This is a genomic window from Luteitalea sp., from assembly GCA_009377605.1.
Classification (GTDB): Bacteria; Acidobacteriota; Vicinamibacteria; order Vicinamibacterales; family Vicinamibacteraceae; genus WHTT01.
Genome location: WHTT01000140.1, coordinates 1 through 11,446, shown reverse-complemented (window position 1 = coordinate 11,446; position 11,446 = coordinate 1). Strand labels below are relative to the sequence as shown.

The following is an 11,446-nucleotide window of genomic DNA, read 5'->3' as shown; positions in this document are numbered from 1 at the left end:
ATGGTGTACGTGCCAGGTGCGAGATTGATGAGACGATAGTAGCCCTCACCATCGGTCACCGCCGTGGCGGGCCCGATCATTTCCGGGCTCGTCGCGGTGACCGTGACGCCCGGCAGCGCACCACCCTGCTCGTCTCTGACGTATCCACGTAGGCCGCCCGCGCCGGTTTGCGCGAGGCTGGGCGGAGCACCCACGGCCAAGACGAGGCCCACGATCGCTAGACTGCTCGCGATCCTTGTATAGCTGTTCATCTGACGTCTCCTCCTCCAGCGGAATAGCGCCGTCGGCGCCGCGCATTGCAAACATCTCTCCGACCGAGCGCGTTCGGCGGGCGCGCCGGCAGGTGTGCACTAAAGGAAGGGTGGTGCGCACACACCCGTGAGAGATGCAACGTGAGGATTATAGCGAGCTACAAAGCTCCGACGCTACTGACATAAGTGTCCCCATCGAACTACACAAATGTCGCGTGTAGCCACAGATGCATAGGGACCACTTAGTGAAAAGCCTCAGCTTTAGCTGCACTAAGGACGTGCTAATGGAGGTATTACAAAACCTAATTGCCCTGTTGCAGCTCAGAGGTTTCCGTTACGCATCTGCTCCGCAAGATAGTCGGTCGCGCGCCACGAGATCGCGAGAATAGTGAGCGTCGGGTTCTTCTCCGACGCGGTGGTGAACGAGGATCCGTCGACCACGAAGAGGTTCGGCACCTCGTGCATCTGATTGAACTTGTTGAGCGCCGACTGCTTCGCGTCGTCGCCCATCCGGCAAGCCGCGTGCTCGTGGATCGCCGAGCCATTGTTGTCCAGCTTGGTCCGATCCCATCCAACGAGCTCGATGCCCGCCTCGTGCGCAATCTCCTCGATCGTGTCCGCCATGTGCGCAGCCATCTGCCGCTCGTTGTCTCCGAGGCGGTAGTCGATCTGAGCAGAGGCACGCCGTAGCGATCCGTCCGGCCCTCGTCCACCGTGATGCGGTTGTGCGCGTACGAGAGCGTCTCACCGAATGGATGCAACTCGACCCACGACGGATAACGGCGCTTGACCTCTCGCTTGAACGCCGTGCCGAAGCCTGGCACGTGCGGCGCGACGTGCTCGCCCGTCGGCCGACAGCCGGTGTTCCAGAACTGCATCCCAAAGCCGCGAAGGTAGTCGCGAACGTGGCCGGCACGGTGGTTGAAGCGCGGCATGTAGACATGGGCGCCGCTGATACCCTCGTCGTTGGTGGTCGGCCGCCCATACAAGGCTGGCATGAACCCTTGCGCGTGGATGCGGATCTGCTCGCAAAGGTTGCGTCCAATCACATCCGAGCCGTTGCCGATGCCGTTGGGATGCTGCCGCGACTTCGAGTTGAGCAGGATGCGCGTGGAATCGACACAGCTCGCGGCCATGACGATGACCTTGCCGGACACCTGCTGCTCCTTGCCGGAAGACCGCTCGAAGTACTGGACGCCGCTGGCGCGCCCCTCGTCGTCGACGAGGACACGCGCCGCTACCGCGCTGGATACAATCTCGAGCTTGCCCGTCTTCTCCGCGAACGGCAGCAGGTGATCGGCCGTGCAGAAGAAAGAGGCCGTGTCGCACCCGAGACCGCAGCCGCCACAGTAGTGGCACGCGGGAAAGCCCCGGACCGGCCGTGTCATCACGGCGCGGCGAATGGCCACGAAGGGCGTGCGCAGTCGATCCCCGGCCTGCTGCATCAGCCGCTCGGCGCAGCGCGGTGGTGGAGGGGGCAGGTGATGCTTGCTCCCGGGTAACACATCCGAGTCGTCATCGCCTCCGCAGACGCCGATGAGCTGGTCGACCTTGTCGTAGTAGGGCGCGAGATCCTTGTAACGAATCGGCCAGGGAAGGCCCCACCCATCTCGCGCCGGCGCTTCGAAGTCGAGATCGCTGTAGCGCAGGCTGACGCGGCCCCAGACGTTCGTCTTGCCGCCGTGGCCCCAGACACGAATCAACTCGAAGGGGCGCTCCGGCGGGGTCACGTAGGGCTGCTCCTTCGTGTCCAGGAAGAACTGAGGTGCGCGCTCGCCCCGCTGCTCGCGCTCGCGCCACTCCCACGGCCGCACGTGCGTCCAGAAGCTCTCGCGCTTGAACCTCTCCCCGGCATCGAGGAGGAGCACATCGATCCCCTGCTGCGTCAGGTTCCAGGCGGCCATGCCGCCAGCAGCGCCGCTGCCGACGACGATGACCGGGTGGACATTACGTGGAGACATCACTTGCATGGCCAAGACCTCCTCCCCCCTTTCACCCGAGTCTTCACTCGAGCGACGGCACGACCACCAGTCGATGGGCCGCTTGTTCGATGCGGATGGCATTTCGAAGCGCCCGTCCGAAGCCCTCGAAGCGGATCCCCATCACGTCACCATCAGCGAGTGTCACCTGATCACCAAAGCTCAATGAGTGCGCGCCAAAGAAATGGACGTGGACGTCGCCGGGACGACGGTGCGCCGCGAGCTTGAAGTGGTGATGCTCGATGTTCTGGAGGCTGTGACACATTTCAGCCTCGCCACTCACGATGCGCTTCGTCCAGATCGTGGTCTCATTCCGCTCGATCCAGACCTCTCCCGGCACTGAGTCGAAGGAAGGATCGATCACGAGCTCGGGCCCTAGTGCACACATCAACAGCTTCGACCCAGCCAGGTAGAGGTAGTTGCGTTGCTCGAAGCCATGATCCGAGAACTCGTTGCCAGCGGCCATGCCGACGCGGTGCGGACGCCCTGCGGGATCGACGATGTATATACCCGCGATCTCCGCTTCCTCGCCGGCGCCTTCCCCGTACGCTGGAACGATGAGCGGCTCGCCGTGGGCATGAATGGCATCGCCCGTGCCCTTGTAGAACCACTCGGGCGCCGCGCCGATAGAGCCGGCCGGCGGACGCCCCCCCGCCAAGCCGGCCTGAAACATCCGCATGCTATCGGTCGCCGCCGTATCCTTCTGGTCGTGCATGGCATCCCGGTCACGGGCGCTGCCGAGATGCGTGAGCCCTGTGCCAGACACCGTGCACCGTGCGGGCTCGGTGGGATGGTCGAACGGCGGGAGGAGACGCCACGCGGCTCCACCCGCGTAAACCGCGTCGTACTCGAGCCGGTCGCCGCTGGCGCGCGCGCTCACGAGCGACGAGAGCGGTGTACTCTCGGCTGCAGCAGTGACGGCCAGCGCATAGACGGACTCGACGCCCTGGAGGAGGCGCAGATGCGGCTCGTCGACGAGCGCGACACGCCGGACCGAGCCGTCTGTGAGCTGGATTACACGAACCATGGCGACCTACAATCCAGCCCGCACGACGTCATTTCAGTGGAATGGCTGGAAGCCTTTTCAGTGTCTTGTTCGTAGGATCGACGGTGATCCCGACAGATTCCAGGTCGATCGACTATACGCACGACAAATGACTCGCGTCAATTCAGCTCTGACCCTCACCGCGCCCTCGGGGCGATAAAGGAAACCTTGAATGAGACTCGCCACGATGATGCTTGCTGCAGTGACACTCGTATCAATGAGCAGCGCGGCGCCGCTCTGGGCTGCTCCGCCGCGGGCGCCAATCCTGCTGTGGCCCGATGGCACGCCGGACGCGGTTGGCGAAGAAGAGGAGGATGTGCCCACGCTCACGGCCTATACTCCCGCCTCGCGTGCCTCCACACAGACCGGCGTCGTGATTTGTCCGGGCGGAGGTTATCGCAACCTTGCGATGGATCACGAGGGCAAACAGGTGGCCGAGTTCTTCAACCGGCTGGGCATCGTAGCGTTCGTGCTGAAGTACCGTCTGGGCCACCGATACCATCACCCCGCGATGCTGCATGACGGGCAGCGCGCGATCCGTTACGTGCGGGCGCACGCCGACGAGTATGGCGTCCGCCGCGACCGCGTTGGCATCATGGGGTTCTCGGCCGGCGGCCACTTGGCGACCACCGTGGCCACGCACATCGAGGATGGGCGCGCGGGTGCGCCTGATCCCGTCGAACGCGAGAGCGCGCGGCCCGACTTTCTCATTGCAGCCTATCCGGTAGTGACGTTCGTCGAGTCGTGGACGCACGAGGGGTCTCGCGATCGCCTGCTCGGCGACGACCAGACACCGGCGCGTCTGGCCGCGCTCTCCAACGAGAAGCAGGTCACCAAGGAGACGCCACCGACCTTCCTGTTCCACACCGACTCCGACACGCGCGTGCCGCCAGAAAACAGCGTCATGTTCTATCTCGCGCTGCGCGGTGCTGGCGTCCCCGCCGAGCTGCACATCTACCAGCGAGGCCGCCACGGCGTGGGGCTCGCACCCGATGATCCGGTGCTTTCATCCTGGCCGGACCGCCTCGTCGATTGGCTGAAGGTCAGGGGGCTGCTCTAACCTTCCGGCTGGGCCGGGCTCGCGCTCCACCGAAGGGACCGAACGCTTGCGGGAACATCTTAGTTCAACTAGACTAAGTTCATTCGTCAATGGGTTTCCTCCATGAGCACGAAAACAGTGAACATCCACGAGGCCAAAACGCATCTGTCCCGGCTTTTGGACGAAGTGGCGGCAGGCCGATCCGTCGTCATCGCCAAAGCGGGGAAGCCGATCGCGCGGCTCGTGCCGCTGGCGCCCGGTAAGCCCGTTCGCCGGCCAGGCGCGCTGAAGGGAAAGTTGTGGATCGCGGACGATTTCGACGCGCCGCTGCCTGACGATATTCTGGACGCCTTCGAGGGCCGCAGTCGATGAAGCTGCTGCTCGACACGCAGCTGTACCTCTGGTTTCTCGCCGACTCGCCGCGACTGAAGTCAGCTACCCGCCAGCGAATTGCAGACGCCGAGCTGGTACTCGTCAGCGCTGCCTCCATCTGGGAGGCGGCAATCAAGACCGGTGTCGGTAAGCTGCGGGTTGACATCGATGAATTGGCGAGAAAGATCGAGTCATCGGGATTCGCCGAGCTGCCCGTCAGCGCCCTTCACGCGGCGAAGGTTGCTTCGCTTCCCCTGCATCATCGCGATCCGTTCGATCGGCTGCTGGTGGCACAGGCCCTGGAAGAGCCTGCGCGGCTGCTGACTGCGGATCCTGTCCTGCGGCCCTACTCCGAGTTGGTAGAAGTCGTCTGACGAGGTGCGCCCAGGTTGACCTACCCATAGTCTTACTACTATAGGCGGATCTCGCCGCGGTGCAGCAGTCGCTCGGAAAGCGCCATCCGACGACAGACGCCGGGTGGAGCGTCGAAGTCACACCGCTCAAGGAGGAGCTCGTCGGCAGCCTTCGGCTCGCGCTCCTTTTGTTGGTCGGCTCGGTCGGCTTACTCCTGCTGACCGCGTGCGCCAACGTCGCCTGCTTGCTGCTCGCACAGCTCGATGGACGCCGGGCCGAGGTCGCCACACGACATGCCATCGGGGCAAGCCGAGGCGCGATTACCCGACAGTTGCTGGCCGAAGGGCTCGCCTATTCCGCGGTCGGTGCTCTGGTGGGCTTGGCGGCATCCTTTGCGGGCGTCGCGTTGCTGCGCCAGCGCCTGCCCGACGTTCCGAGGATTGCCGACCTCGTCGTCGACACCAGAGTGCTGGTGTTCGTCCTGACGCTAACGGTTCTGGCGGCGGTGCTGTTCTCGCTTGCGCCGGTGCTCCAGACGTTCCGGTCGGACTTGTGTGGATCGGCGCTTCGGGGCGGCAGGGGCGTCGCAGGCACGTCGCAGCGCGTTCCAAGAGCGCTGGTGTGCGCGCAACTCGCGCTGGCCACGGTGCTGCTCGTGGGCGCCGGGCTCTTCGTCCGAAGCCTGATGCGCCTCCAGGAGACGCCGCTTGGCTTCCGGGCAGACAATGTGCTCACGCTTCGTGTGAGCGCGAGCTACGGCGAGCCGCCGAGCGCGACCGCCCCGCGTCATCAGCGGCTGCTGGATACCCTCTCGTCGCTCCCCGGTGTGTCGTCGGTGGCCATCTCCAGCGGCCTTCCGGGCGTGGATGCGCCCTGGCCGCAAGAGTTCGAGATCGTCGGCGAGCGCTCGCCCGATGGCACACGGCAATTTGCCGGATGGCGCATCGTGACCGCCGGGTACTTCGAGACGGTCGGGATTCCCATTGTCTTGGGTAATACGTGCCGGATGAGTCGCGATCCGAAGCGTCCCTTCGAGGCCCTGGTGAATCGCCGCTTCGCGGAGCGTTACCTGGGGGGACGTGACCCGATGGGAAGGACCCTCCGTCGAGGTCCAATCGGGGACGCCGAGCCGAGGATTGTGGGCGTGGTCGCGGATGCAAGAGAAGAGGGCCCAGCCAGCGAGCCGGCGCCGCTCATCTATGCCTGCGGATTCCTTCACTATTGGCCCGACGCCTATTTCCTGATCAGGGGCCGCGGCGATCCCGCAGGCATGGCCGCCACCGTCCGGGACGCCGTCCGGAGGGTCGAGCCCTCGCGACCGATCTACGCGGTGCGGCCGTTGAGCGAGGCGTTACAGGGCACACTTGCGCAGTACCGATTCCGCACACTCCTCATCAGCCTCTTTTCGGCGATGGCGCTGACGCTGGCGGCGGTTGGTCTCTACGGCGTCATGGCGTATCTGGTGACGGCACGCACGAAGGAGATCGGCCTCCGTGTCGCGATCGGGGCACGCCCCAGCCAGATCCTGTCCGAGATCCTGAAGTCTGGAGGCACCTTGACAGCCGCGGGTGTCTTGCTTGGATCCATTGTCGCTGGCGCCACGTCCCACACCGCTGGCAGCCTGCTATATGGTGTCGAACCCTTCGACGCCGCCACGTATCTGGCCGCGGTAGGAGCGTTGGTTGCGGTCGCGCTCGTTGCCTGTCTGATTCCCGGCCGTCGAGCAGCGACTATCGACCCGACGCGAGCGCTCCGGGAGTAGTCGTGCCTTCCTTGACTCACAAGTGCACAAGCGATAATATTCCACTCGGTTACCGATATTAACGGAATTGTATGAGCACGGTGGAAGAGATCAGTGGTGTGGTGAAGCGTCTGCCCGCGAAGGAGCTGGCTCGGTTCCGAAAATGGTTCGCTGAGTACGATGCCGCTTGGGATCAGCAGCTTGAACAGGATGCGGCGGCAGGTCGACTCACCAAACTGGCCAGCGAAGCGCTCCGCGATCATCGGGCGGGACGCACCAAGCCATTGTGACCCACCACGCGAGCCCGAAGCGGGGCGAGCTTCATTCGTGGATCTCGAAGTCTCGAAGCGCATCCTCGTTGATTGTCAAGCCGAGGCCCGGCACGGCCTCGTCCAGATCCACGAACCCGTCACGCGCCTTCGGCTCGCCGTTGAAGATGTACCAAAACAGCTCGTTGCCAACCTCGACGTCGACGAAGGGAAAATGCTCTGCCATCGGTGAGTTGAGGCTGGCCATCACGACGTGATAGTTGTGCATCTGACCCGCGTGCGGAATGACGGGGATGGAGTGCGCCTCGGCGAGCGCTGCGACCTTGCGCGCCTGCGTGATCCCGCCCACGCGATTGGTGTCGAACTGGATATAGTCGACTGCCCGCGCCTCGAGCAGGTCGCGAAAGCCATAGAGCGTGAACTCGTGCTCGCCGCCCGCGATGGGCACACGTCCATACGCCTTGAGCTCCGCATAGCCATGGATGTCATCGGGAATCACCGGCTCTTCGAGCCAGCGGAGATTGAACGGCTCGAGGAGCGGCAACATGCGCTTGGCATAATCGAGCGTCCAGCCCATATAGGCGTCCGCCATGAGGTCGATCCCGTCGCCAATCGCGTCGCGCACCGTTCGCACGAGTGCCACGTTGCGCTGCATCCCATCGGCGCCATCGGTCGGCCCCCAGCCAAAGCGCAGCTTCATCGCTTGATATCCCTGCTCCTTGTAGCCGGTGGCCTCCGCCGCCAGCTCGTCGAGGGGTATGCTGTACAGGCGACTCGCGTACACGGGGATTCTGGCTTTCGTCCGCCCACCGAGCAGGCGGTAGACGGGCTGCTGTGTCGCCTTGCCGAGCAGGTCCCACAACGCGATGTCGACGGCGCTGATCGCGACCATCCCAATCCCTGTGCGCCCGAACGCGATCGTCTTGCGGAACATGTGCTGCCAGAGCCGCTCCACGTCCCATGGGCTCGCACCGATGAGCAGCGGCACGAGATGGCCATCGATGACCTCTTTGGTGACACGCGGCGCGAGCGCGGCATTCCCGATTCCGACATGGCCTTCGTCGGTGAAGACCTCGACGACGAGCCAGCCGTGGAACGTGAAGGTTTCCATCGAGGTCCCTCGACTCTGCCCGGACGGAACCTGGTACGGCGACAGCAGATCCATGGGATTGGTACAAAAGTGCGGAGGCAGGGGCACCGTCTTGCCCCGCCACTCGACGACGCGCGTGCGAACTTCCGTAATCTTCATGCAGGGCCCTTCAGGTGAAACGACGAACCGTCCAAATCGACGGACAATGATAACGAATGCAGGCTGATCAGGCGCAGCGCGTCACTGCTCTGGGCGGGCGCTCGCAGAGGTGGGGATGGAACCGGGCGCGATGGGAGGGCGCGTCAGCCTCCCGCGCCGTCACGGCCGCCTTGGCGAGGCGCATCACGGCCGCCTCGGCGAGGCGGCCCTACCTAGACCTTCACGTCCAGCGGCTGACCGGTAAAGAACACCGTGCGCGTCTCTTTCTGACCCGCGAGTCGCACTTCGATGACCCGCTTCGCCGGCGGTCGCATGCGCGATCCGCTGGCCAGTCGCAATGTGAGCTGCCGGTCGGCGTCGCGCCACGTCATCTCGATTCCCATCCACTCGCCCTTGCGGTACTCGAACGTCTTGCCGTCATCCTCATAGAGCGCAGCGTTCCCGTCGGCGCCCGGATACACGACGAGCGTCAGTGGTCCGTCGACTACCTCGTCTGTGTGCTGCTTGACAGGCCCCAGCGGCAGGATGGCGCCTGCCCGCACGTGGAGTGGCATGGTCGCGAGGTCGACCGGTCGATCGATTTCACGTCCACCTTGCATCTGCTCTTCTGTCCAGAAATCGAACCAGAGACCGCGCGGCAAATAGAGGCGCCGAGAGGTCGCTCCCTTTTCGGTCACCGGCGAGACGAGGATGTCGCGTCCCCACAAGTACTCGTCGCCGCGCGCGACCGCCGCAGGATCGTCTGGGTAGTGGAGCCAGAGCGCGCGCATGATAGGCAGCCCCGTCTGGCACCCTTCCCGCACTGCCGTGTACAGGTACGGCATCAGCCGGTACCGCAGCTCCAGATACTTACGGCAGATGGGCTCGACCTCGGGATTGTTCAGCTCGCTCGGATCCGGATCGGCCGCGTCGCCGTAGCGTCTGACCTCACTCGGCCCGAGCTTGCCCGTCTTCCATCCCCAGGGCAGGCGCAGGTGCCAGGTGCGACCGTGCGCACGAAAGAGCGGACAGAAGGCGCCAAACTGAACCCAGCGAACGTGCAGCTCGCCGGTGTACTCCTTCGTGGGCACGAAGCCGCCGATGTCGGTGCCCCACAGCGGAATGCCGCTCAAGCCCGTGTTGATGGCAACCGGCACGTGCGTGCGCAGCGTTTCCCACGTCGAGTAGACGTCGCCGGACCAGAGGAACGCGGCGTAACGCTGCATGCCGGCGTATCCGTTGCGGTGCAGGGCGAACGGCCGCTCGTCGGGTCGCCAGAGTTGGGATCCTTCCCAATACATTTGGATACGGCGCAGGCGCGACGCGGCGTCGAGGCCATCACCCTGATCCGGCCACCAGCCGTCGATGCCGAGGTCGAAGACCGGCTTGTGGTACGGCCAGTAGCACGGCACGCTGCGGTCATCCGGCCACCGGTCGTCCGGCGTGCGGCCGCTGGGAACCGCATTCTTCGGATCACAGGGCTCGTCGACGGTTCCCGTGAGACGCCGCCCTTCGATCACGATGTGCAGCACGACGCGAAAATGCCGGGCATGCAGCTTCTCGATCATGCCCTTTGGATCGGGGAAGTTTCCCTCGTGCCAGGTGAACTCGCCGTTGCGCGTGTTCCAGCCCGACGGCGTGAACTCCGTCCCGAGATAGATCAGCGTGTCACACGGCAGCTTCTTCTCCCGCATCGTGTTGGCGACCCACATGATCTCGTCCGGACCAGCCAGCGTGCGGTGTGACTGCTGATAGCCCAACGTCCACAACGCCGGCAGCTCAGGGTGTCCCGTGATGCGCGCGTACTCCGCGATGATGGCGGTAGGCTCGCGCGCGGCAACGATGAACACGTCGAGCGGCAGCGGATCGACGGGGTCGGGCAGGCCCTCGCGCTTCCGCGATATGCCTGGTGTGAACTTGCCCTCGCGTCCGGTGAAATCGAACACACCCAGTGGATGGTGGATGAACATGGCCCAGCCGTCCGTGCCAACCAGCCACTGGATCGGGACGCGGCCGCCGTGCGTTCTCAACCGGTAGCCGCCCTGCCCATTGCGCATCCGGTCCGTCGACCCCTTGCGGTCGAACTGCGGTCCCCCTTCGCCCAATCCAAGCAACGGCCCCTTGCTCAGCAGGAACGACATGCCGGGCGCGTGTGGATCGAGCGTCAGCCGCTGCACCGGCTGACCAGCGGTCGTCTCGACGTGAATCGTCGGTGGCGCCGGCGTGAATCGAACACGGAGATTGCCTGCTGTCACCGGTCGGAACGAGGCTGGCCGGCGATGCTGGCCGAGCAAGCGGCCCGCCTCTTCACGCGCCAGCGCGCCATCGACCGGCACGGTGACCGACCCGAGCGGCGCGGCGATCCCGGATGCCGAGGTGGTCGTCGAGAACCTCGAGACGAATGTCTCGCGGACGACGCGCACGTCGAGCGCCGGCTATTACCGCGTGCCGTCGCTTCCGCCCGGCCGATTTCGCATCATGGTCTCGGCCCAGAATTTCGAAGGCCAGGTCATCGAGGACTTCGTGCTGGAAGGCACGCAGGTCAAGACGCTGAACGTGGAGCTCGCGATTGGACAGGCGACCGAGACTGTCGACGTCGTTGGAGGCGTACCGCTCGTCGAGACGGGGGAATCGACGATCTCCCGCCAGATCAACGAGACCGAGGTCAAGGAGCTTCCGCTGGTCGGCCGAAACTTCATGACGTTGGTGGTGCTGAGCGGTGGCGTCACCGGCTTGCCCTCCGGGGGCGGCCAGGCGTACGCGCAGGCGTCGGGCGACATCTTCTCGGCGGAGTATGGCGTCAATCTCAACGCGAACGGCCAGCGCGCCGAATCGAACAGCTTCTTGGTCGATGGCGCCTCGGTCAACGCCAGCCCGCGCGGCGGCGTGACCAACTACAACCCCAACGCCGACTCCGTCCAGGAGCTGCGCGTGAGGATCAACGACTTCTCGGCCGAGTACGGCCGCAATTCCTCGGCCCAGGTTCAGGTCATCACCAAATCGGGCACCAACGACTATCACGGCACGGCCGGTTGGTTTCACACCAACAACGCGCTGGCGGCGCGCAACACGTTCCAGTCCGAGGTGCCGGTCTTTCGCCGGAACGAGGCGAACTGGAGTCTCGGCGGGCCGATCGTCAGGAACCGGACGTTCGCCTTCGGGTCGATG

The 11,446-nt window shown here is 64.7% G+C and carries 10 protein-coding genes and 1 pseudogene; 6 read left to right on the top strand and 5 right to left on the bottom strand.

Going from position 1 to position 11,446, the window contains the following annotated elements; all coding sequences use genetic code 11:
- From GEV06_26840 to GEV06_26830, 3 genes and pseudogenes are all read right to left on the bottom strand, one after another.
- Positions 1-251: hypothetical protein (locus GEV06_26840; GenBank protein ID MPZ21476.1), on the bottom strand; the 251-nt coding region annotated here is incomplete at its 3' end.
- Between the two features lie 321 nt (positions 252-572).
- Positions 573-2,221: pseudogene (locus GEV06_26835) on the bottom strand (FAD-binding protein).
- 34 nt (positions 2,222-2,255) lie between these two features.
- Entirely contained in the window at positions 2,256-3,257 is a 1,002-nt protein-coding gene (locus GEV06_26830; protein ID MPZ21475.1) for a GguC protein, read from the bottom strand.
- Between the two features lie 205 nt (positions 3,258-3,462).
- Between GEV06_26830 and GEV06_26825 the strand changes: the two genes are divergently transcribed.
- The 5 genes from GEV06_26825 to GEV06_26805 all read left to right on the top strand — a co-directional run bounded on the left by GEV06_26825 (position 3,463) and on the right by GEV06_26805 (position 7,071).
- Positions 3,463-4,335 carry an alpha/beta hydrolase fold domain-containing protein gene (locus GEV06_26825; GenBank protein MPZ21474.1) on the top strand — a complete coding sequence of 291 codons (873 nt, stop codon included), beginning with the start codon at positions 3,463-3,465 and terminating at the stop codon, positions 4,333-4,335.
- A gap of 102 nt (positions 4,336-4,437) precedes the next feature.
- Positions 4,438-4,686, top strand: coding sequence for a type II toxin-antitoxin system prevent-host-death family antitoxin (locus GEV06_26820; GenBank protein MPZ21473.1), 249 nt, complete (start codon positions 4,438-4,440; stop codon positions 4,684-4,686).
- Entirely contained in the window at positions 4,683-5,060 is a 378-nt protein-coding gene (locus tag GEV06_26815; GenBank protein MPZ21472.1) for a PIN domain-containing protein, read from the top strand. The genes GEV06_26820 and GEV06_26815 overlap by 4 nt, the downstream gene beginning before the upstream one ends.
- Positions 5,061-5,119: 59 nt before the next feature.
- Positions 5,120-6,802 carry an FtsX-like permease family protein gene (locus tag GEV06_26810; protein ID MPZ21471.1) on the top strand — a complete coding sequence of 561 codons (1,683 nt, stop codon included), beginning with the start codon at positions 5,120-5,122 and terminating at the stop codon, positions 6,800-6,802.
- A 71-nt stretch (positions 6,803-6,873) separates the two neighbouring features.
- Entirely contained in the window at positions 6,874-7,071 is a 198-nt protein-coding gene (locus GEV06_26805; GenBank protein MPZ21470.1) for a hypothetical protein, read from the top strand.
- A 31-nt stretch (positions 7,072-7,102) separates the two neighbouring features.
- On the opposite strand, the gene GEV06_26800 is transcribed toward GEV06_26805, so the two are convergent.
- The gene (locus tag GEV06_26800) at positions 7,103-8,299 is read right to left on the bottom strand and encodes an L-rhamnonate dehydratase (protein ID MPZ21469.1); all 1,197 of its coding nucleotides are present in this window, start codon (positions 8,297-8,299) and stop codon (positions 7,103-7,105) included.
- Positions 8,300-8,511: 212 nt separating this feature from the next.
- The gene (locus GEV06_26795) at positions 8,512-10,419 is read right to left on the bottom strand and encodes a DUF5110 domain-containing protein (protein MPZ21468.1); all 1,908 of its coding nucleotides are present in this window, start codon (positions 10,417-10,419) and stop codon (positions 8,512-8,514) included.
- Between the two features lie 196 nt (positions 10,420-10,615).
- Here GEV06_26795 and GEV06_26790 point away from each other — a divergent pair.
- On the top strand, positions 10,616-11,446 hold an 831-nt coding region (locus tag GEV06_26790), incomplete at its 3' end, for a carboxypeptidase regulatory-like domain-containing protein (GenBank protein ID MPZ21467.1).